This window comes from Bradyrhizobium sp. CCBAU 051011 (assembly GCF_009930815.1).
In the GTDB taxonomy this organism is placed as follows: domain Bacteria; phylum Pseudomonadota; class Alphaproteobacteria; order Rhizobiales; family Xanthobacteraceae; genus Bradyrhizobium.
Genome location: NZ_CP022222.1, coordinates 5,734,630 through 5,757,572 on the forward strand (window position 1 = coordinate 5,734,630; position 22,943 = coordinate 5,757,572).

Below are 22,943 nucleotides of genomic sequence, written 5' to 3' on the forward strand. Positions count from 1 at the left end.
GGCTTTGGTACTGCGCCGCAGTACCGTACGCCACAAAATGGGGGAAAATGGGCGAAAACGGGCTAAAACAAAGAATCTGCAAATGACCGTAAGTGGTTGAAATGAGCGAAAAAAGTACGAAATCATACGATTTTCTTTTCTCCGTCGCGCCGATGATGGATTGGACCGAGAGTTCAGGTCTTTCAATCGGTTAGAGGGCGGCATGTGCACGACGTGTGCACCGAGAGATCAAGAAAGATCCAGCGACAGCCAAAGTACCCGGCTCTCAGAAGCGGGGCGTAGTATGTGGGATCGGGTTAGTCGGACATTCTGTTCGGCGCATCGATTGATGCTGCAGTGCTGCGGATTGGAATCGTCTCGGATACCCACGGGCTCCTGCGGCTCGAGGCTGAGCACGGCTTGGCGGGGTGGCGCATATCATCCACGCTGGCGATATGGTCGTGCGGAAATTCTTGTCAGACTCCGTCGGATTTGCGCCTCACAGCGATTAGAGGGAACACCGATACCGCCGAGTGGGCGAAACATTATCCTGACACTCAGGCGGTACAGCTCGGAGAGCGATCGTTCTATGTCTTGCACCCTCAGGAATTGCAGATTGATCCAGCAGTTTGCGGATTGATGCGCATCGACCGCGGATCCAACGATTGATGATGTGCTGTATCTGAATCCTGGAAGTGCAGGGCCACGTCGTTTCAAGCTGCCCGTCACACTTGCTACTTTGGAGATAACCTTCAAGCGGCCTTCGACCGGTCATACATGACCTCAGTCGCACCGAGTGAAGTGTCCGATGAAATGCGCGCTCGACCGCTGCATCAGGTAGCCGAACTGCTGCAGTCTTGCACCACCGGCAGTTCCTCGGCATTGGAGTCGCCCGGCGCAGTCGCCCAGGCCAGTTCGACTAGCATCACGATCCGCCGACCGGCACTGTCAAGCGGGCAAACGATGAAGCCCTGCTCCTCGATGTAGATCAAAAGACGCCGTGCACGTCGCAGCGAATGAGAGCCATAGGCGCGCGCAATCGCTACCTTTATCGCACCTGCCCAACGGCAACGCCGCGCTGTCCGCTGACATGGCAGCGCGGCTGGAGAAAGCATTCAAGAAATTCACCCGCAAAGAGCTTCTCGACATGCAGGCGGAATACGATGCCGCGCAGGCAAGCAAAAGGATGCGCCGGCCAATGCCACGGCTTATGTGCCCCGTTTCTGACGATCAAAGCCAACAACATTGAAGGATGGGTCCCACAATATCCTCGTACGCAGCCGCCTTGCGGTTTTCTTGCGTACGCTGGTCCATTCCAGGTGCCGTGCGGGTACCGCGGGACAGGAGCAAGTGCGAACGGGTGCTGGGATTGGGCGTCGCATGCGCCAATGACTTAGAGGGTTCCGTGGATCGATGCAGGTGGAAAAATGAGCTAGGCGCCGATCCCAACTGGCGTGCTACTTTGCATGGGGTTGTTCCCGATATTTTGGTTGGATCAGACGAGCAACATCATATTGCATTGAACCGATATGCGCGTGCTTGATGCTGATCAACGAGACGCCGACTGGCGCGATCTCTCTCGCATCGTGCTGCGCATCGACCAGACATTTAGACCAACCGCGCGCGGCTCGCATACGAAAGCTGCCTCTCGCGTGCCAGATAGCTGACCGAGTAAGGTTATCGGCATCTGTTGCAACGACGCCTAATCATCGCGACGCCTGCCTTCTACAACCCTCGATCATCGCAGGCGTCACGTCGGTAGGATAGTAAAGCGGCGAGGCACCGGCTGGTCGAGAATATGCGCTGCGAGGGCACGCCCTGCCGTTGAGCATGGTGTCATCCGGGCAGGCGCACGGTCCGCCGGTTGCGTGATATTGGTCCCGACTTGCTTTGATAGGATCGCAGCAATAGCCGTGGCCGTCAGTGCGACCTCAGCCTTGCGCTTGATCTCAGGCGGTGCAGGTTTCTCTGGGGCATGGGTGGTCGCGGACTTCTCGGAGTGGCTTTTGATGGCGGGTGCCGAATTGTTAGAGGTTGCTGCCGCTACAATAGGAGGTGATACAGGGTACGTGAGGCAACGGGGTTGGCCACGGAAGCCTGCGACTGCGCGACCGCCGCGACTGGCGCGTTGTTCACCGGACTGCTGTGGCGGCTTATAGTGTAAGCCCCTAACGCCGTGACGCTCAGCATAAAGAGTAGCGTTCTTGCCCGCATACTCGCGCCGCCACCATTAGCCGGTCTTTCGAGCATTCATGGCCCGCTCGACCTCATGGCTAGTTCATCCAGATGTTGCGCAAAACGATCGAGCATTTCGCGCTTCGCTTAGTCAGTAGCTAAGTCTCGGACGAGCGCACATTCGGCCGCGTCTTTGTGCAGCTTCTCCAAATGGGCTTGAATCCTTCATCATCCCCCCGCGTGCCTCCATTTTCCAACGAAGGAAGTGACACGGCTCGACATCAAATTGAACTAACAAATCTTAGGTCGGGACTGGACTGCTGCTTATTACCCTTGGCTTTTATTGAACGTCTCAAGCATTCCTTCGGCAGCGTCTGCGTGCTGAGCACGGCCCGCCCGGGGCTTGGGGGCATCGTGAGGCGGGCGCAGTGCCGAGCCAACCGATACGCTCAGTGAGAAGCCCTCGCGGATGATAGTATAGGGGAACGAGCGTATTGTCCGTAACGACTTAGCGATCATTCTTGTTTCAACCTGAGCGCGCTGGTTTCCAAGCCGTACTTGCAAAATGAAAATGCCATTGTTGCCGCTGTTGCCATAGCGGTCTCGGCGGCCGGCCTCACACGCTGAAGCCGTGTATCGGAGTGAGCAGTGGGCGACATTCCAGACTGACGGCTGCCGCCGCGATGCCGACGGCTATTACTGATCACCGGCCGTGTTGACGACGTGAATCAACGTCTCGGGTCACCACAAGGGCACTGCCGAGCTCGAAACTCGCTAGTCACGCATGCCGAGGTGTCCGAGGTCGCTGTCGTTGGCTATCCCCACGATATCAAGGGCCAGGGCATTTACCCCTACGTCACGCTAATGGCGGCACCGAGCCGACCGAGGAGTTGCGGAGTCATTGGAAATGAGCGATCGATGTCTTCATTATCGGCCCCCTTCGTCTCTAGCAGTCGTTTGCCTTTAATCAAAAGACCCGCTAGGGCCGGTCATCCAAATTGCTATGCTTCAGCACATGCTACCACGCAGTCAATCATTAGCAAACGCAAGAAGGCGGATCTCGCTGGCAAAAAGATGATCTCGCCGGAAGGGCTCGGGCTGCGTGTGGTCCACTACAGCCGCGTGGTAGTCCGATCAAGCTCTGACATGATCCAATCGGCGAATGCCCGCACTGCGCGGCGCTGCCGGTTGGCGCGAGGGAAGACGAGATGGTGGCCGACATAGCGGATATCGACGGACCGGCCGGCGAGCGGGGCGACCAATCTGCCCGTCTCGATCTCGCGCTCGGCAAGTCGCGTGGATTCCAGGGTGACGCCGAGACCGCTTGAAGCCATAGCAATCGCCAGGAAGCTGCGGTCGAAACGCATCCCATGAATGGCGGGCGCCTCAAGCCCATTCGCGGCAAACCATTGGTGCCATTGAACCTTCTTGACCTCTGAACGAATAAGCACCTGGCCGAACAAATCCTTCGGTTTGCGGATCTTCTTTGCAAGCGCCGGCGTACACAGGGGCGCAACGGTCTCCTCGCCGAGCGGAATGATTTCCAGAGACTCGCTCCTCGGCTGCCCATAGACGATATCGAGATCGAAATCGTCATTGCCAAAGCGGGCATACTCGGTGCTGGCGGCGAGCCGCACTTCCAGCTTGGGTTCGGCGGCAATGAACTGGTCGAGACGCGGCGCCAGCCACTGCGCTGCGAAGCTCGGCGCGCAATGCACCCGAAGCAGTTGCGGCCCGCGGCCGGCCACTTCCTCGATTCCGTGCCGCAGATTGTCGAATGCGGAGCCGACGTGACGCATCAGGTTTTGTCCGGCCGGTGTCAATCGGGTCGATCGGGCGCTGCGCTCGAACAGCGTGGTGCTCATCGTGCTTTCCAGTTTGCGGATCGCGTGACTGACGGCGCTCGGCGTCAAATGAAGTTCGCTTGCAGCGTCGCGAAAGGAGCCGGTGCGCGCGGCTGCCTCGAAGGCGCGGATTGCGGAAATCGGGATGCTGGACAGCAACATCCCATAAGTGAACCAGATTCATCTATGGGCGACAACTGTGCGTTTGTCGCCGTTGCGGCCCCGGAATAGTAGGTACGGTCAAAGAAACAGGCGCGGGTCGACGGCGTCTCGGATCAATGCCAGGGAGGAGACATGCTGCTACGCGGGAAGACGGCGGTTATCTCGGGCGCGGCCTCGCCGCGCGGCATAGGCTTGGCGACCGCCCGGCGGTTCGCGGCAGAAGGTGCCCGGGTCGCGATCCTCGACATCGATGGCGCCGCGGCCGAAGCCGCCGCGAAGAGCCTGGACGTCGTTTCGGGCGGATCCCACCTCGGCCTCGGCTGCGACGTCGCCGACCAGAAATCCTGTATGAATGCGATCGACGCTGTGATCGGCGCTTTCGGCCAGATCGATATCCTGATCAATAACGCCGGCATTACGCAGCCGGCGAAGCTGCTCGAAATCACGCCCGCGGACTGGGCGCGCATCCAGGATGTCAATCTCAAGGGCGTGCTCTTTCTGTCCCAGGCGGTGATCCCGCACATGCGCCGGCGCAGGTCCGGCTCGATTGCCTGCATGTCGTCGGTCTCGGCGCAGCGCGGCGGCGGCATTTTCGGCGGGCCGCATTATTCCGCGGCCAAGGCTGGCGTGCTCGGCCTCGCCAAGGCGATGGCGCGCGAGTTCGGACTCGACGGCATTCGCGTCAACTGCGTCACGCCCGGCCTGATCGGAACCGACATCACGGCTGGCAAGCTCACCGACGAGATGAAGGCGAAGATACTCGAGGGCATTCCGCTCGGCCGCCTCGGCCAAGCAAAGGACGTTGCGGGAATCTACACGTTCCTTGCTTCCGACCTCTCCGCCTACGTCACGGGGGCGGTGATCGACGTCAACGGCGGCATGCTCATCCACTGAGCACGATAGGAGGAGATCGCCATGGAAACGGCTCCGGCGATTGCAAACGCGCCGACGCTGGCGAAGCGTGCCCACAACATCCGCCGCAACGCGCTGAGGATGGGCGAAATCCAGGGCCAAGGTTATATAGCGCAGGCGCTTGACATCGCCGACGTGCTTGCCGTCGCTTACTTCCACGCCATGCATTACCGGCCGGAGGAGCCGTCCTGGGAGGGACGGGATCGCTTCCTGCTCTCGAACGGTCACTATGCCATCGCGCTCTATGCAGCCTTGATCGAGGCCGGCGTCATCCCGGAAGCAGAGCTCGATACCTATGGCAGCGACGAAAGCCGTCTGCCGATGTCCGGCATGGCCTCCTACACGCCCGGCATGGAGATGTCGGGCGGATCGCTCGGGCTGGGTATAAGCATCGCCGTCGGCATGGCACTCGGGCTGAAGCGCAAGAGCTCCAGCGCGCGGGTCTACACGGTGTTCTCCGACGGCGAGCTCGACGAAGGCTCCGTCTGGGAAGGGATCATGTCCGCAGCTCACCACAAGCTTGACAACCTGATCGCCATCGTCGACGTCAACAACCAGCAGGCCGACGGTCCTTCGACGGAAATGATGGCGTTCGAGCCGCTGGTGGACAAGCTCAACGCATTCGGTTGGTTCGTGCAGCGCGTGGATGGTAACGACCTCGATGCAGTGGTGGCGGCATTCGATGCCGCCAAGTCCCACGCCGAGGCGAGGCCCCGTATCCTCGTTGCCGACACGCTGATGGGCAAAGGCGTTCCGTTCCTGGAGCAGCGGGAGAAGAACCACTTCATTCGTGTCGAGCTGCACGAATGGCAACTCGCGCTTGGCGCGCTTGAAGCGGGGACGCAGTCATGAATACCACTGTATCAGCAACGCCGCCCGGCAAGCCGCGCCTGACCACCTCGGCCATGATCGCCTCGATCGCGGCCGAAGGACAAAGGACGAAGTCTGCGCCCTTCGGGCACGCGCTCGTCGAACTCGCGCGAAACCGCACCGACGTGATTGGCATGACCGCCGATCTCGGCAAGTACACTGACCTGCACATCTTCGCCAAGGCATTCCCGGATCGGTACTACCAGATGGGCATGGCCGAGCAGCTGCTGTTCGGGGTCGCCTCGGGGCTGGCTGCCGAAGGCTTTACCCCCTTCGCCACGACATATGCGGTGTTTGCCTCTCGTCGCGCCTACGATTTCATCCACCAGACGATTGCGGAGGAGGACCGCAACGTGAAGATCGTCTGCGCGCTGCCCGGTCTGACCTCCGGTTATGGCCCGAGCCACCAGGCGGCCGAGGATCTCGCGCTATTCCGCGCGATGCCGAACATGACCGTGATCGATCCCTGCGACGCGCATGAGATCGAGCAACTGGTGCCTGCTATCGCCTCCCATCAAGGCCCGGCCTATGTGCGGCTGCTGCGCGGCCAGGTGCCGGTGGTGCTTGACGAGTACGGCTACAAGTTCGAGCTTGGCAAGGCGGCCCTGATCCGGGAGGGCGGGGATGTCCTGATCATCTCGACCGGCATCATGACGATGCGCGCGCTCGAGGCCGCGAAGGAGTTGGCTGGTGACCGCGTGGATGCAGCGGTGCTGCACGTTCCCACCATCAAGCCGCTCGATGCCGAGACGATTCTGCGCGAAGCCCGCAAACCCGGGCGACTGGTCGTGGTTGCTGAGAACCATACCGTGATCGGGGGCCTCGGAGAAGCCGTTGCCGGCTTATTGATGCGTTCCGGTGTTCATCCGGTGTTCCGTCAGATTGCATTGCCGGACGAATTTCTCGCCGCCGGTGCATTGCCGACCCTTCATGACAGATACGGAATTTCGACCCCGGAAGTGTCAAGGCAGATAAAGCATTGGCTAGGGCGTTGAGGTTCGAGGCGCCGCTTCACAGCAGGCTTCGGCAACATAGTCGCTTCGCAGCTCCGCTGCGAGGATGACGGCTACCGCCTATGGCCGGCCTTCGAGTTCCGGTAAAGAAGAGATCAACGGACGGACCAGCTCCACACCGCGGATCGCAGCTTCACTCCTGCCTCAAGGTCCGCCGCATTGGCTGCACCCATCGCCATCTCCCCAAAAAAGACCTTCCAATTGCATCAACCATTCCGCTGCGCTTTCCGTCCAAAACTGAGCACCTTAGACTTGGCATCGATTGGGGCCGCGAAAGAGGGTGCCGCTTGGAAATCGGAGATCTCCAGTCGCTTCGTACTTGGGTGTACTCGCGAATCTGTGGACGTTTGACTGACAATTGGCACTAACTATTGTTCCTCTCAGTTTTGGCAGGTCGACTTAAATTCCCCGGCGTTCTACATTACAGATTGATCACGGCAGACAGAGTTTGAAATGGCAGTAAAAGCGACCCAATCGCGCTCTTTGCGTCAACGCGCCATCAGGAGTTGCGATGTTCATAGTTTCTGTGAAGTGCAACGCACCTACGCGCTGCGCTCGCGCAGATCTTTCTCCGGCTTTCCCCGATGATGTCGGTGGATCGCCCGGCCGCCCGGCTCGCGACGCGCCTTGCATTTTTCGTCGCCGGCTTTGGCATCGCGGGCTGGGCGCCCCTGGTGCCGTTCGCGAAAGACCGGATGGCGGTCGATGAGGGAGTCCTCGGCTTTTTGCTGCTCTGCCTCGGAGTCGGCTCCGTCGTCGCGATGATCGTGACCGGTGTGTTGAGCGCGCGCTACGGCAGTAGGCCGATCATCCTGATTGGCGGGTTCGGCCTTGCCCTCATCCTGCCGTGGCTCGCGCTTGCTGGTACACCTCTGGCGCTTGGGGCTGCGTTGTTTGCCTTCGGCGCCTTGCTTGGCTCTTTCGATCTGGCCGTGAATATCCATGCGGTCGAAGTGGAACGTGCAGCGAAGCGGCCGCTGATGTCCGGCTTTCATGCACAATTCAGCATTGGCGGCGTTGCCGGTTCTGGGGGGATGACCGCTTTGCTCTCGCTCGGCGCTGGCGCCTTCGCATCAACTTTGATCTGCTCGGCCCTTATGGCGATAGCTATGCTGCTGGCCTGCCCGCGATTGCTCCGAACCGCGCAGGCCCAGCAGGTGCCCTTGTTGGTCATGCCACACAACACGGTGCTGCTGCTCGCAATGCTTGCGGCAATCACTTTTCTCGTGGAAGGCGCGATGCTCGATTGGAGTGCTTTGCTGCTCGTGGGCAGAGGTCTCGTCCCGGAGGCGCAGGGTGGTCTCGGCTACATGTTGTTCTCTATTGCCATGACGGTCGGTCGTCTCCGTGGCGATGCCATCGTGGCGCGCGTCGGCGACCGCGCCACGCTGGTGTTTGGCAGTCTACTGGCGGTAGCGGGCTTCGCGGTCCTGCTGACCGCCGTGGGCGCAGCCTTCGCCATGGCGGGCTTGCTGCTCATCGGCCTCGGGGCGTCGAACCTGGTGCCAGTCCTGTTCCGCCGGGCTGGCACGCAGAAAGCGATGCCCGCCAGCCTTGCGATCGGTGCGATCAACACGGCTGGCTATGCTGGCGTCCTCCTCGGACCTGCTGGCATTGGCTTCCTCGCCAAGTTCGCTGGATTGCCGAGCGCATTTGCGATATTGGCGGCACTCATGTGTCTAGTCACGCTGTCGGCGCACAGCGTGACGCTGGAAATACCGTGAAGAGGAGGCGATGGTTCCACACGAGCAACTCGGCAAGATGGTGCGAGTGGGCTCGTGCGCCTCTCAGCGCCTGTGATTCGCGGCCCTTCTACATGCATCAATCTGTCTTCAGGCAATTCTCCAGATGAGAGAGCCCACGCAAGTGAGCTGATGAGGGTCCGCGCGCGCAACACGGCACGCCGCTTAACGGCGCATGGCGCAAGTTACTGTCGACAAAACCAGGCGAGACCCCGTCCCTCGTATGCGAGAAAGGATCTGCGACAGTAGATCGATTAGCCTCCACGGCTCCTTACTTCGAACGCGATTTCTTGAAAAGAGCCAGTCTCGAGAATCTGAACGAGGCGATAGCTGGAGTTTCTTCCTGACAGCGGGCAGGGTGTGCGTCATGAAACAGGAGAGAGAATGAGCAGGCGAGCTCGTTGGAACCACTCAGCGGCCTTCAAAGGTCAAGGTTGCATTTGCCGCCACCATTGGCGATCGGACGTTAGCTCAACTGCCGGAGCATTTGAGCGTCCACCCCAATCAGATCACGTCGTGGAAAGCTCGAAGGTGGCGGCGCCGATTGTTCGGCCCTCGTTGAGGCCATGGGGCAGGGCCACGCGTCGTTGAAGTGAAGTCGCTGCATGCCAGATCGGCGGGCTGATACTGGAGAACGATTTCTTAGAAGGAAGGCTCAGCAAAGCGGGCCTGCTGAGCGCAGAACGATGATCGACCGTGCACACGAGCTGCCGATCAGCCGGCAGCGGAAGCTCTGAACATCAGCCGGGCTAGCGCCTACTACCTGCCGGTAGCCGATCTAGGTCACCGCTGCGGCCGGTTCAGATTTGAACCTCCCCGGCAACAGGCGTCAAATTTCAGGCATTTCAGATCGGACAAGAGCTGCGCGTGATTGCCCGCGTAAGGGTGTTGGCTCAGGACGTTGTGTGGGATGAATGAAAATCAGATCTCATGCGTAATCCATGCGTTCATTTAGACGTGATTTATCCGCGCCGCATCCAACACCCGATCAATTGGCAGTTGGCACTTGCACTGCCCAACCGTCGATCTTTCGGCTGAAGAGGTCCATGATGCCTGCCAGATACAGAGCCTTCCGTCGTCGGGATGTACGTGATATTGGCAAGCCAGACCCGGTTCGAGTCTGCAGTGGTGAAGTCAAGCGCGATCACGTTTGCGATCGGCAGATCGTGGCAATTGTCCGTGGTGCGGACCCGACGTGGCGGCGCCATGATCGAGCGAGTGCCATTCCTTCGTATCAGCCGTTCGACCCCGCCATGGCTGGCGCCGCGTCCCCGCGCCCGTAGGACAGGATGGACCCGAGGACAGCCATACGGCTGTCAACTCTCGCGATGACCTGCCGGATCTCGGCCAGCAGCACGGCATTGGAAGTTGCTCGAGGCTCGCGCCAGGCGTAATAACTGGCTGTCGAATCCTCGAGTACGGCACACATCAGCCGTACCGGATAGCTGTCGCGGTGGTCCTCAATGAAGCGGGTTTCCGGCAAAGATCGCGATCGACTTTTCAAAATGTCGCGCTCCATGCGCAGCCGCTCGTTCTCCTGGCGCAGCTTAGCGATCTCTGAAGGCTGGTCCGCCGACATCGGCGCCGCGCCGCCGATGCCTGCTCCTGCCGGACATCCACCCAGTGTCGCAGCACCGAATCGCGCAGCCCGAACCCCTTGGCCGACCCAATCGATCAACTAGTCGATATCGCCAGTTTACAGCCTGGCGCTTGAGTCCTCCGTGAACGATCGACGTGGATGTTCTGACTTTCAACACGTCCGGGCTCTCTGAGCCTACTACAGGTGTCCACTCATTCGGAGGAGGTTCACTGGGGCTTGAGTCGGTTTGCGCAGAGATGGACGCGCTGGAGCAGACTTCCCGGTTACCATACATGGAGAAACTCAGGCACAGGATGGGCATCTATTCCGTCCCGTCCCGCAGCGGCTCATTCAGCGCATTGCGGACGCTTTCCACGCCGCGCGTCTCGCTTAGGGAATCGACTGGGCAACAGTAGTAACGGTAAAATTCGCGCGCGACCTGAAGCGGAAGACTCGGGCGTTAGCATCGCGATTTGCTCGACGGAGCACAGCGAACCAGCCTAGTAGGTGCCTTGCGGGTCTTCACGGCAGTATAACTTGGCGGTTGCGGACAACTCCGATGCGCGCTCGCGCTGCTTCCAGTGGCCGAGGTACGATGAGCACGGTGGGTGCGCGCCTTTGGCGTTCAACCAATTTAGGTAGCTGTCCTGACGGGGTTTTCGAGGATAGCATGCGGTGCACCTTGGCTGCCACGGAAGGAGGGGCGCTTCATGAATGGAAGTTGGCGGCGCGTGATACCGAAAGCAAGGAGAGGGCTTAATTTTCTGCAGCGTTCCCCGCTCTCCAAAACAAGCCGAGCCAAGGGCGAGCAGCTGGTGCAAAGCAGGGAGGATATCAAATGTCTAGTGCTGATCCCGTCATCATCAGAACTGCACAGGCGCACCGTTGCACCGCTGACGGCAGCGCTTGTTATGTGTCGTCAGGCACGCCCTGGTCGCCGCTGGAAGTGCTCGATGTCTATGAGGATTTTCACCACTTGCTCTATCCCAACACGGGAAGCGGAGCGTGTCAGGCGAAGAGGGTCACCTCCGATGAACGCCTGAAAAAGATCTACGGCGTGAGCAGAGACGCATGAAGTGGAGGTATGAGGCGCCCGCCGGAACGGCTGAGATTATTCTCCTCCCGGATGGATGCGCCCTCGTGTTTGACGGTCAGGTTTTAGGGAAATACGCTACCGCTGCGAAGGCCGCAGAAGAACTATCGAACGGCACATGCCACTGGCCCTCCGCTGGAGACCCAACGGAGATGAACATCCCCAAAGAGCTGGCCCAATGGCAACGAGTTCTGTAGTGCGGCGCCGGGGCTCGATGCTCTCTCTCTCTCTCTCTCTCTCTCTCTCTCTCTCTCTTTGATAGTGCGTGTCGCCCAGGAAAGGCATTGAGAACAAAAGTGGCGAGTAAATAAGAGGACAAGTCCTGCAGTTCCCATCCGTTATGGTGGTGACGCTGGGGAGCCTCCGATGGCCGATTCGATTTTCGAGAACAGCAGCGAGCTCACAGCGTGCTCGACCCGTGTGTGTCAGGACCAAACCGGGATCTCCGGTTTGTGACGGCCTCCTCTCAGATGGGGTAGTTGATCAGCGCATCAACTTGCATTCGAATTGGTTCGTCTTTCTACGTCGGGCGCAGACCATGATTGAAATTTTCCGTCGAGATGCATTTGCGACACTTAAGCCGGGCATGAGTGTCATCGCCGAAGGGCGTCGCTGGGTCTGGCTAGACATGCGGGCTGGTGACCGTGTGCAGCTGCGCTGCGAACTCACAGGTGAGCGCGCTTGGCTTGCTACAAGCGCTGTCGAGATCGCTACGGCGCACTGGGATCTGAACCATCCTGTGGTCAAAGAAGCGGGGCGTTCTCGTGCGGACGTCCGGCATCACTTTGCGAAAAAATCGAAACGATAAACGTCGCTCCATTCGCAGTCGAGGCACGCGCGGTCCGACGCAAGGTGGATCACGTGCTGCAGAGTTGTGGGCGCGTTGGCTGTTGCGCTTTAGGAGGTAGCTGCCGAGATGAGACGAGAAAGGGTGAGTCATTCATCCGAGGTCGATTGATGAAACCAGAAGCGCGAACCAGCGGGAGGTTTGTTGTACTGCATGCGCGGCCGAACCGTTGGTGCGATGTTAAAGCGTGCCCAGGGCAGGATCGGGCGCGCAAATGGTCAGGACGCTATGCTAGCTTCAAATGGAATGGCTACATCAGGTGGTCGCAGGCCCGCACCATTTGGCGGCCGGGCAACATCGACGCTTGTCGAGAAACGCGCCAAGCAGCCATATGACTTTTAAGCAAAAGGAGGAGTTATGCTGCATATTCACCGATTCAATGAATTCTGCATTGAGTGGCGTCACCTTTCCTTTTGAGATGTGCTTGGAAGCTGCCTATGCGCTTTTACTATAGTCGTCGGTTTGGCTATTAGCCGGGGATTGTAACTTATGGTCGGCGAGCACTTCCCTGGAACATCGGCGGATGCGACGGTCATGCTATCATCATTCGCGTTCCGATCGAGATAGAATAGCCCTTGCCTCAAGAGTATCGGCGCGCGTGTTAACTTGTCGAACTTATCGCTGAGATCAAAGACGAGCGATTCGACACTCGCCTGCTTGAGCTCAAGCGCGATCGCTAAAGTCAGCAGATCGAGCTCAATCGCATTTGCTGGCCAGCGGGGGCTTGTCGGCGTCGGAGGGTTCGCTTCGGCGCGCAATCAATTAATTTTTAGCGTGGAAGAATTGTGCAGATCGAGGAGCGAGCGGATTGCCGAAACGAAGGCGACTCAAGACACTGCGACCGCGCGCTTGCGGCAGGCGGACGCAGAATTCAGCGCGCAAACAGAGTAAGTACGCGCTGTGTGCTTAGGCCGTAACCTGGATCGAGCTCGTGCCCCATACGACGTGGCCCAGCACGAACTGGAGAGTACGCAGCAGCGAGTCAATTATGTAGCGACGGAGCTGGCGCCGGCCCGCGCGCCGACGTATCTGTTGGCGAGTCTTACAATTGAGGCGCGCTTCTCAAGCCAACGTATTGGTGAGCTCGATCAACGTTTGGCCGAACGTAATGTTGACAAGGAGTAAGTGAAGATACGCATCATCCAGCTCGATTGGCAAATCGACGCGGAGCGTCTTCGTGTGAGTCGCTTAACCTCCGCCAACGCTCAATGCCGGCATTTCTGGCTTTGTCTGGGACATCCTGGTGGACGATGGCCATTACGCGCGACGCGGCGCCTCGTCTTAATCGACGACTACGAAACTGAGACGCAGCGGGGCTTCCGAGTCGCTCTACGATGGTATTTTTCGGCGCGCCGGCGCAATTCCGGCTGTTCGGCGTCGAGTGAGGACCGGGTCCTCCAAGCCGAATTGTGGTTTCATCAAACCGGATTCGCAAGCCTTGCGGTGGGTCCCACTCTGCAGCATCTGCAGCGCTTTGATGTCACGAGAACTTACTCGATCAGGCACAACAGCCCGATCTCGGCTGCGCCACACTGGCAGGGCCATTGTCGGTTTTGAGACAAGTATCGACCTGTTGATCGTCTCGCACATACTACAACGCACCTGCAACCTGAATTCTTGATGCGGCACGCCGCTTGCTTTGTTCGCGGCATCATCATCGAACGCTTTCAGGGGGCGGTGATGCTGGGGTAGAGCGAGCTGCGTGATCAGTTAGTCGGCGATCCCTCTCCCCATTTGGGTGGTGGAGCCCATTTCCATGGTGACACATCGATCGAGTTCACTAGCCGAATGTTTGGGGCACCTGTATCCCGCAGGATTCATGTTGCTCGCGACCTTGTTTGTGTCAGTGGTCAGCATCCCTGGAGCCACGGCAGACGACACGATCGATCCACCTGATTACTTCGGGATGTTAACTGCTTCTCATAACTTTCGTGCCGATGTTTTTTTGAAGTTCTATGCGCGATACATTTTGAGTGCCGAACAGTCGAAACGTGGTCCTGTGCTGACCGCGGTTGCGGATCTGTTCTGTGTTAATCGGGCCGGCGCTGATGCAATGGCCAATGCTCAGCTGGCCGCGACGACGTTTCTGGCTCTCTCGGGTCTCCAGTATCGCGTGGGGGCGCGGAGTAGCAAAGAGCAGCCAAATTGCATTAACCAAGACATTTTGCGAAAGAGAGCAGACAACAGGGCAGAACGAGTTGCCGCGTTTGCTGAGCCAGCTTTCAGACAGGGTCGTCCGGAGCTCCATGTGGATGGGCCATCCGATTTGGGCCTGATATTTGAGCCGGTTTCTGCGAAATTCCGTACTTTTACATCGTCGGGGGGCACCACAATTACATACACGCTAATCATGGCCCCAAACGCCAGCGGCACTGCCTTTGGTCCTCAGGTGTATATGGACGAAAACAATAAAGCGGCGGTGTGCGCGGTTTCGCCCATGGACACTGAAACAATCTCCGCATTCCGGAACTCGTTAGCTGACGCCTTCGTTCAAGAGGCTGCCGATCCCGGCAGAGGACTGCCGAGCATAAATGTCGACCGATCGGTTGCCGCCAATTGGGCCATCAGCGCAACGAGTGGCATTATGGGCCGTTGTCTCCTTGTGAACAATGATGAACGCGATCCGACAACATAGTACAGATCGACTCCACCAATCCGCACGAGAAGGTCCGACGTTCATTGGCTCGGGTGCCCATGGGGAGCAACTAACTCCAGCGGAGATTTTGCAGGCTAGATGGATAATGGCTGCCTTTGATCTGAGCCCAGCATTTCTAACACTCAGATTAAAGCAACAGCTGCCTCCGAGTAGACCCAGCATCAGCGAAAACCTGTGATTGCTTCCTTTACTCTTGGTCCGCTCAGGAAAACGAGTGACCTGCTGCTCCGGCGCATCTGCAGGGAGTCATCTTGGCCGCGGGCGAGACCCTATAACAGCGGCGGGAGCATGCGAGCCAAGCAAGGCTGATTTCGCGCAGTTGCTGTTTCTGGAATCGTCGCCATAGACCGCCCCGGTTGTTGCGCGGGCCATGTCCGGTCCAAGACGTCGATGTTCCAGGCCCGACAGTACGACGGCAGTTTTCCGCCAGCGCGGCGAGAGACACGATGTTCAGTGAGGAAAGCAGGCAGAACGACATTGGCACGTCGGTTGCTTGATATGGGGCGTTTTTGTTACGTCCCCATAACGGGTCTCGCACGCCTTGTCACAGAGTTCAGATGAACCTTGCTGAGTTGATTCAAATCAGTGCCATGCTGATGCTGCCGCGTACGTCGTGCGCGGCTGTTCGGTCCGATTGCTGTGACGTGGCCGTTGGTTGGCGGCGGTATCAGATTGTAGACCTCGTTGCCTCCGTGGGAGGGGTATTGACTGTGGTCGGTCGTCGCCGCGGCATATTGCTTGCTATCGCCGTTGTTATCGCGCCTGCGTGCGACTTGATCGTCTCGGTGAAGGTATCGGCGCAAAGCTTCACCCACAATCCGCGCCAACCGCGACCTACGCGGCCGAAAGTGGCTAACGACAACCAGATGCTCGTGCAAGCGATCGAGGTGGATTACGACTACAACAATCAGCGCGTGTCGGCGGTCGGCAACGTGCAGATGTTCTACAACGGCACCAGCGTGGAGGCCGACAAGGTCATCTATGACCAGAAGACCAAGCGGCTGCATGCGGAAGGCAACATCCGCCTGACGGATGCGGAAGGCAAAGTCGCCTACGCCAACATCATGGACCTGAGCGACGACTACCGTGACGGTTTCGTCGATTCGCTGCGCGTCGATACCGCAGACGCGACGCGGATGGTGGCGACGCGCGCCGACCGCTCGGCCGGCAATTACACCGTGTTGGAAAACGGCGTCTATACCGCCTGCGCGCCGTGCAAGGACAATCCGAAGAAGCCGCCGCTGTGGCAGGTCAAGGGTGCGCGCATCATCCACGACCAGACCGACAAGATGCTGTACTTCGAAAACGCGCAGCTCGAGTTCTTCGGCGTGCCGATGGCGTATCTGCCGTATTTCTCGACGCCCGATCCGACGGTGAAGCGCAAGACCGGCTTTGTGATGCCGGCCTACAGCACCAACTCGACGCACGGCTACGCGGTCGAAACCCCGTTCTACTGGGCGATCGCGCCGGATTATGACGCGACCTTCAACCCGCGCTTCACGACGCGGCAAGGCGTGCTGTTCCAGGGCGAATTCCGCCAGCGCCTGATCAACGGCTCGTATCAGATCCGCGCCTACGGCATCGACCAGCTCGACCAGATTGCGTTCACCGGCCAGCCCGGCGACCGCCAGTTCCGCGGCGGCCTCGACACCAAGGGCCAGTTCGCGCTCAATGACAAATGGGTGTGGGGTTGGGACGGCGTCCTGCTGTCCGACTACTACTTCTTCTCGGACTACCGGCTGGCCCAGTACAAGGATCCGCTGGGCTCGTTCCTGAGCCTGCCGACGGAAGCCATCTCGCAGCTCTATCTGACCGGCGTCGGCAATCGCAGCTTCTTCGATGCGCGCACGATCTATTACCTCTCCTACTCCGGCAGCCAGGACAAGGTGCCGGTGATCCATCCGGTGATCGACTATTCCAACGTCATCAACCACCCGATCCTCGGCGGTGAGGTCAGCTACAAGACCAACTTCACCGGCCTGTCGCGTACCACGGCGGCCTTCGACCCGATCACGACGCTGGCCAATACCACCGGCCTGTGCCTGAACGCATCGGCCGACCCGCTCGCCCGTATCCCCTCGCAGTGCCTGTTGCGCGGCATGCCCGGCACGTATACGCGGCTGACGGCTGAAGCACAGTGGCGGCGCTCGTACACCGATCCGATCGGCCAAATCTGGACGCCATTTGCGATCCTGCGCGCCGACGCCATCGACGCCTCGATCTCGAACCAGCCCGGCGTATCGAACTTCCTGCCCGTCGGCGACACCCAGGCGGTCCGCCTGATGCCGGCGATCGGCCTCGAATATCGCTACCCCTTCATCAACGTTCAGCCGTGGGGCACGACCACGATCGAGCCGATCGCGCAGGTCATCGCTCGTCCGAACGAGACCTATGCCGGCCGGCTGCCGAACGAAGACGCGCAGAGTTTTGTTTTCGACACCTCGAATCTGTTCAGCGTCGACAAGTTTTCCGGCCACGACCGCGTCGAGGGCGGCGGCCGCGCCAATGTCGGCGTGCAGGCGACCACGCAGTTCGATCACGGCGGCAGCGTCAATGTGCTATTTGGCCAATCCTACCAGCTGTTCGGCATGAACTCCTTCGCGGTCCAGGATTCCATCAATTCCGGTCTCGATTCCGGCCTCGACAAGCCGCGCTCCGACTATGTCGCGAGCGGCAGCTACTCCCCGAACCGGACCTATATGTTTAGCGTCCGCAGCCGGATGGACGAGCAGACCTGGAACGTCCAGCGCTTCGAGGCTGAAGGGCGCGCCAATTTCGATCGCTGGTCGGTCAGCATGCTGTATGGCAACTATGCCGCCCAGCCCAAGCTCGGCTATCTGACACGGCGCGAGGGCATCTTGACCACCGGCTCGCTGAAGGTCGCGTCCAACTGGGTGGTTACGGGTTCCGCGCGCTGGGATCTCGAGGCCAACAAGATCAACCAATATATGGTCGGCGCCGGTTATGTGGACGATTGCTTCGTGCTGGCGGCCAACTATGTAATTTCCTATAGCTACTCCGCCGGCACCACGCCGCCCGTGCTGAATAAGACCTACCTGCTAACTATCGGTCTACGAACGATCGGGGTGAATTCGATCGGCCTCTGAGGCAACGATGTCGCTGCCTGCGCATGGACAAGTTGACATGCCGCTCTCTCGTGGCCTCTGCTGTGCATCATCACGCCGACAGGCGCGGAAAGGTCGAGAGGTCAAGGTGGCCTGACGAAGGAGGCGGCCGCAGTTCGATTACTACAGCGAAGGCGGTCGCCAAATGGATCGTAGGGTTCCGCAATAGTGCATGTATCGCGCGATCGCTCCTCAAGCCCGTTCAATTGCCAAGCCAAACTCCGCCTGACGTGCGCCGGAGTCGAGGCGTTAAGCCGGCAGCTCACACCGGCAAGCAGATCGCTGCCGGAGTCGGAATGTCAGCGGGAACCGTTAGCCGCATCCTGCACCGGTTTTACTAGAACAGGCTCGCCGCTCTGGATCCGGCCGAACCGAGCCGTCGCTGCGAGCGGTAACATCCGGGCGAATTGATCCACATCGACACCAACAAACCTCGGCAAATTCAATCGCGTTGGTCATCGCATTACTAGCTATCGGACTGGCCCGAGCAATCTGCGGGGGGCATGGCCAGGGGCCGCTACGATGTACCGCATCGCCTTCAGCCAGGTCATGAAGGACAAGAGCGGACCGCTGTCGCCTTTCGACCGCCATTCCCTGCTGTGCGAGCCTAGACGGACGGCGGGCCTGTCATGACCAACAATTGCTCCTGCTGCAAGGTAGCTTTCAATTACCCATAACCGCTGCGTGAGGCAATCAGCGATGCACATCCTCCGAGCAATCGGCGCGCAGTCAATGAAATGGCTGACGGAATATTTTGATGCGCCGGCAATGATCGCCTCCTGACTCACTCGGCTGGCGTCGCTGCCACGCATCATTTGAACGTCAATCAACGGGGTGAGATGGGAGTCTCGCCGGGATTGAACCGAATAGCCGATCGCCAGTGTGAACAAATCGGGCCGCAGCATCGACGTGCTGCGCCGACGGCGGCGCCATGCCGTTCGGGCGCGGATCATGGCGACGGCATGCTTGACGCGGGTCGCATCGCGCTGGTCCGGAATGAAGCGCGCCAGGCGCTCGGCATGCCAAGCGCGGCGCTCAGCTTGGGCGAGGAGCATGATGCCGCAGTCGGACGACAAGCGCCCGGGTCGAAAGCGGCGGTGATCTTCTTGCGGCCAACAGCTGGAAACAGGAATGTCGCGGTTGTACAGTCCGGCATGGCGGGTGAGGCGGCCTAGAACGGGGAGCAGGATCGGCAACCAATTCCTACGCTGCTTCAAGGCTTAAGCTACACTTGCCCACCCTTATCAGCCCTCCCATACATAAGAACGTTTAGGATGTCAGACATACTGAACCAGTTTGAGGTAATCGTCTGTGAGGATAGGTGAGCGGATGGAAGAAGCTGCGTCTTGAAGGAAGGTATTCAGAGTCCGACCAGCGCGGATGCGGCGGTCAAAAGATAGCCTTGCCGGCGCGCGAGTACGGAGGGTTGCAAATTCGGAACTGACTAGGTCAGCCGCGGCTGCGGCACAATCTGAGGCGGAGAAGCAACCAGCAGACATGACAGCTTGTGCCAGTCCTAGTGTGGTGAGCCAACCTGCATGGATTAGCACGGCACCGTCTGTCTGATTGAGCCCGTTGAGCGGGAGTCGATTTTTTTGCCCTCCCGTTCGTGCGCCGCTGCCGCGGATTGCGCCGGCTTCTTGCAGCACCGAGATCGCCCAGCCCTGCAGCGTTCGGATCGCCGGGCGGCAGCCGCTCAAATATCAGCATCCACATGACTCCTGCTCAGGACGAATCCTATGCGTGTCCCGCATTCCGCGCTCCTAACACAGACAGGTCTTCCGAACTGCCATAGGTCTGGGTTTCCATGGTATCCCGTTCCCAGGCGGGACTTAGGGATGCGTGATGGTGTGCCGCGGTCCGATCCACGTAGATGACAGCTGCAGCGCAGAAGCCCATACGCGCGGGCCCACTCCTAATCTGTGCGGAAGCGCGAGAAGCGTGGCTACCGCGCCAAGCCGGGAATGATCGAACTTCTGGCAAGGAGCCACATTCCATCGTTGTCTGGGAAGTCCGAAGCGAAGGATAGGCTTCGGCAAGGCATTTTACCTGGTCGGCGGCGACTTACTCCGCACCGCCTGCGCGCCGGCCTCAGCACTCAAATGGGCGAACAGCTTCGGCCCGCAAGTCCACGTGCAATCGGGTGCGAGGCCCGGCGTGTTCGGTGATAGCTTGGCAGGTTACGCAGACGAACTTCTCGCGCACGTGCTGGATCACTGGACGAACTTGGGGCAAGGCTCGCCAATAATCGGCTCGCCAGCATTTTTGTTTGAGTTCGGGATGTTGGTATTTGTGTTGGTATCAGTTAGGAGACAGAAAAAGAAATTCTTGCGAGTTCAAGTGGTTAGGCGGCAAAATCCATTACCTCGGACGTAATGGAATGGCTGAAATTCGCATGGTAGATTTTCCACCATGAACGCACATGCTGCCACGGCGCGAGCCGAACGAACCCAACCCGTCCATATCGGCGACCATCTGCGCGAATGGCGGCAACGCCGACATTTGAGCCAGCTTGATCTGGCGGGAGATGCAGAGATATCGGCGCGTCACCTCAGTTTTGTCGAGACCGGCCGCGCGGCGCCGTCGCGCGAGATGGTGCTGAAGCTCGCCGAACGATTGGAGGTTCCCTTGCGTGAACGCAACGTACTCCTGGTCGCGGCCGGTTTTGCGCCGGCCTTTCCGCAGCGCTCGCTCGACGATCCCGCGCTCAAATCCGCCCGCCAGGCGATCGACCTCGTACTGAAGGCGCATGAGCCCAATCCGGCGCTGGCCTATGACCGACACTGGAATCTGGTGACGGCCAACCGCATGGTGGCCCCGCTGCTCGAAGGCATTCCGCCGCATCTGCTCGGGCAGCAGCCCTTCAATATTCTGCGGCTTGCCTTCCATCCCGAAGGACTTGCGCCGCGCACGGTCAATCTCGCCGAATGGAGTGCGCATCTTTTGGAGCGGCTGCACCGCCAGTGCGAGGCGACGGCCGATCCCGAGCTGCTCAAGCTGTATCAGGAGCTGAAGGCCTATAAGATGCCGGCGCGGTCCGGCCCGATCTCGGCTGACAATGTCGCGATTCCGTTCAAGCTGCGGCTTGGGAACGAGGTGTTAAGCTTCATCTCCACCACCATGGTGTTCGGCACGCCCGTCGACATCACGCTGCAGGAGCTCGCGCTGGAAACCTTCTTCCCGGCGGATGATCTGACCGCCGAGCGGATGCGGCAGGTGGCGGCGGGTCTCGGTTAGGCGCGGCGTCACGAACCGTTTACACCGCTGCGTCCGCTTCGCATAATCGGCACATGGACTCTCGCCAACATGCACCGCTGCCGATCAATCCGGTCGGCGATCTCCTGCGCGGCTGGCGCAACCGCCGCGCCATGAGCCAGGCCGATCTCGCGTTCGAGGCCGGCATCTCGATCAAGCATCTGAGCTATGTCGAAACCGGCAAGGCCGCCGGCAGCCGCGATATCCTGCTGCAACTGGCGGCGGCGCTCGGTCTCTCCTTGCGCGATCGCAACGCGCTGCTCGAGGCCGGCGGCTTTGCGCGGCAATATGGCGAGCGCGATCTTTCCGCGCCTGAAGTCGCGGACGCGAAACGCGCCATCGATTTGCTGCTGCGGCGGCACGAGCCATTTCCGGCCATCGTCACCGACCGACGCTGGAACGTGATGCAGGCCAACCGCGCGGCGTCACGGCTGATGATGATGCTGCTGGGAGAAGAGCGGATGACACGGCCGCTCAACCACATGCGGATGTTTCTGGCGCCCGATGAGCTGCGTCCGTTTGTGGTGGATTGGCCGGATGTCGCAGCGGCCCTCTTGGCGCGCGCCCGTCATGAGGCGATGGCCGCGCCGCTCGATCTGGCACTGCAGTCGACCTGGCGCGAACTATTGAAGCTGCCTGATTTGCCGACGCCGCAGCTCAACGAAACCGATGCGCCGGGGCCGCTCTGCGAAGTGCGCCTGAAGAAGGACGACGTCAGCATCGGGCTGATCGGCGCAGTGCTGACGCTAGGCACGCCTCAGGACGTCACGCTGCAGGAATTGCGTGTGGAGATGTTCATGCCGGCCGACGCCGCCTCCGAAGCGGCGCTCACCGCGTTCGCCGCTCAGGATGCCTGAGCCTGCGCGGCACGCCGCTCGAAGGTCATGGCCTGCAGCACTTCGGCAAATGGGCCCTTGCGATCGCTTAAGCTCGCCATGGTCAGCCCCGCACCGTCGGCGCCCGCACGGGTGCGCGAGCGAATCAGGATCCACTCGCCCTCCGGCGGGCGGAAGAAATACAGGCTGATCTCGGGATTGATGAAGGTCCATTCGCGCATGTCGACGATCTGGCCGACGCCGCTGGCAAAATCCGCGGCCTGCACCGCCTGCAACAGCGGCGTGTTGGTCTCGCCTTCGACCATGGGCACGTCGAGCCGCATCCAGGCGGCTGCAGGGCCGGGCTTTTCCAGCGCCCCCTCGATCAACCGCACCGAGACGTTCTGGAAATAGCGGCTCCATTTCTGCGCAAAGGACGGCGGCTGCTTTCCGGTCTCCGGCGCGGCGTCACCCGCGTCCTTCGAGAATGGATCGGCCGGCGACTCGCCGCCTTGCACCGTCAATAGCGCCGTGCAGCGGCCGATCTCGACGTCGCCGTCCAGTAGGCGCACCTGCATGGTCTTGGCCTTGCGGCCGTCGCGCAGCATCTCGGTCTCAAGGCCGAAGGCGCGCAGTCCGGCCGGCCGCCACAGATCGAAGGTGAGGCGGCGCACCGCAAAGCCGGAGGCTTTCGCCAGCCGCTCGACCTCGCGGGTCATCAGCGCGGTGGTCGCGCTGCCCTGCAGCATATCCGGCGACCACGGCCCGCCGGCATGTTCGGTGGCGCGAAACAGGGGGCCTTCCGGCTTGAAAATGGCAGTCATTGCAGGGCTCCGGTCCAAATCGATCCGCGGAGTTCTAGAAAGGCCGGCCGGC

General features: G+C 60.1%; 15 protein-coding genes and 3 pseudogenes. 13 read left to right on the top strand and 5 right to left on the bottom strand.

The annotated features are described in order from the left end of the window. The first annotated feature begins 336 nt into the window (after window positions 1-336). Window positions 337-648, top strand: a complete 312-nt coding sequence (locus ACH79_RS26835; protein ID WP_161853623.1) for a metallophosphoesterase family protein — start codon at window positions 337-339, stop codon at window positions 646-648. Window positions 649-812: 164 nt separating this feature from the next. Here ACH79_RS26835 and ACH79_RS26840 read toward each other — a convergent pair. Beyond that, window positions 813-1,025, bottom strand: a pseudogene (locus tag ACH79_RS26840) (ATP-binding protein); the annotation flags it as partial. Here ACH79_RS26840 and ACH79_RS43165 point away from each other — a divergent pair. Together ACH79_RS43165 and ACH79_RS26845 are read left to right on the top strand one after the other, a co-directional pair. Next, entirely contained in the window at window positions 980-1,228 is a 249-nt protein-coding gene (locus ACH79_RS43165; protein WP_202639368.1) for a hypothetical protein, read from the top strand. The pseudogene ACH79_RS26840 and the gene ACH79_RS43165 overlap by 46 nt on opposite strands. Window positions 1,229-2,812: 1,584 nt before the next feature. Further along, window positions 2,813-3,050: pseudogene (locus ACH79_RS26845) on the top strand (acetyl-coenzyme A synthetase); the annotation flags it as partial. 216 nt (window positions 3,051-3,266) lie between these two features. On the opposite strand, the gene ACH79_RS26850 reads toward ACH79_RS26845, so the two are convergent. Then, complete coding sequence (locus ACH79_RS26850; RefSeq protein ID WP_161856593.1) at window positions 3,267-4,157, bottom strand: LysR substrate-binding domain-containing protein; 891 nt, start codon at window positions 4,155-4,157, stop codon at window positions 3,267-3,269. A gap of 135 nt (window positions 4,158-4,292) precedes the next feature. Between ACH79_RS26850 and ACH79_RS26855 the strand changes: the two genes are divergently transcribed. The 4 genes from ACH79_RS26855 (at window position 4,293) to ACH79_RS26870 (ending at window position 8,679) form a co-directional block, all read left to right on the top strand. Further along, window positions 4,293-5,054, top strand: coding sequence for an SDR family NAD(P)-dependent oxidoreductase (locus ACH79_RS26855; protein WP_161853624.1), 762 nt, complete (start codon window positions 4,293-4,295; stop codon window positions 5,052-5,054). A 21-nt stretch (window positions 5,055-5,075) separates the two neighbouring features. Then, window positions 5,076-5,924, top strand: coding sequence for a transketolase (locus tag ACH79_RS26860; protein ID WP_161853625.1), 849 nt, complete (start codon window positions 5,076-5,078; stop codon window positions 5,922-5,924). Next, window positions 5,921-6,937: a transketolase family protein gene (locus ACH79_RS26865; protein ID WP_161853626.1), complete on the top strand. Its 1,017-nt coding sequence runs from the start codon at window positions 5,921-5,923 to the stop codon at window positions 6,935-6,937. The genes ACH79_RS26860 and ACH79_RS26865 overlap by 4 nt, the downstream gene beginning before the upstream one ends. A 602-nt stretch (window positions 6,938-7,539) precedes the next feature. Next, window positions 7,540-8,679, top strand: coding sequence for an MFS transporter (locus ACH79_RS26870; RefSeq protein ID WP_202639046.1), 1,140 nt, complete (start codon window positions 7,540-7,542; stop codon window positions 8,677-8,679). Between the two features lie 1,252 nt (window positions 8,680-9,931). Here the strand turns inward: ACH79_RS26870 and ACH79_RS26875 are convergent. Next, entirely contained in the window at window positions 9,932-10,375 is a 444-nt protein-coding gene (locus ACH79_RS26875) for a hypothetical protein (protein ID WP_161853627.1), read from the bottom strand. Between the two features lie 739 nt (window positions 10,376-11,114). Here ACH79_RS26875 and ACH79_RS26880 point away from each other — a divergent pair. The 4 genes from ACH79_RS26880 (at window position 11,115) to ACH79_RS26895 (ending at window position 17,979) form a co-directional block, all read left to right on the top strand. Then, window positions 11,115-11,351 (top strand): hypothetical protein, encoded by a 237-nt coding sequence (locus tag ACH79_RS26880; protein WP_161853628.1) that lies wholly within the window; start codon window positions 11,115-11,117, stop codon window positions 11,349-11,351. Window positions 11,352-11,907: 556 nt separating this feature from the next. Continuing rightward, on the top strand, window positions 11,908-12,177 hold the full coding sequence (locus tag ACH79_RS26885; RefSeq protein ID WP_161853629.1) for a hypothetical protein: 270 nt from the start codon (window positions 11,908-11,910) through the stop codon (window positions 12,175-12,177). Between the two features lie 1,858 nt (window positions 12,178-14,035). Further along, window positions 14,036-14,851 (top strand): hypothetical protein, encoded by an 816-nt coding sequence (locus ACH79_RS26890; RefSeq protein WP_161853630.1) that lies wholly within the window; start codon window positions 14,036-14,038, stop codon window positions 14,849-14,851. Between the two features lie 713 nt (window positions 14,852-15,564). Next, complete coding sequence (locus ACH79_RS26895; protein WP_371419285.1) at window positions 15,565-17,979, top strand: LPS-assembly protein LptD; 2,415 nt, start codon at window positions 15,565-15,567, stop codon at window positions 17,977-17,979. A gap of 956 nt (window positions 17,980-18,935) precedes the next feature. Here ACH79_RS26895 and ACH79_RS44290 read toward each other — a convergent pair. Beyond that, window positions 18,936-19,153 (bottom strand): annotated as a pseudogene (locus ACH79_RS44290) (transposase); the annotation flags it as partial. Window positions 19,154-20,409: 1,256 nt separating this feature from the next. Between ACH79_RS44290 and ACH79_RS26905 the strand changes: the two are divergent. Beyond that, a complete protein-coding gene (locus tag ACH79_RS26905; RefSeq protein WP_161853632.1) occupies window positions 20,410-21,234 on the top strand; it encodes a helix-turn-helix domain-containing protein in 825 nt (274 codons plus the stop codon). Window positions 21,235-21,287: 53 nt separating this feature from the next. Then, a complete protein-coding gene (locus ACH79_RS26910) occupies window positions 21,288-22,109 on the top strand; it encodes a helix-turn-helix domain-containing protein (protein ID WP_161853633.1) in 822 nt (273 codons plus the stop codon). On the opposite strand, the gene ACH79_RS26915 is transcribed toward ACH79_RS26910, so the two are convergent. Next, complete coding sequence (locus ACH79_RS26915; RefSeq protein ID WP_161853634.1) at window positions 22,097-22,891, bottom strand: thioesterase family protein; 795 nt, start codon at window positions 22,889-22,891, stop codon at window positions 22,097-22,099. The genes ACH79_RS26910 and ACH79_RS26915 overlap by 13 nt on opposite strands. Window positions 22,892-22,943 lie beyond the last annotated feature (52 nt).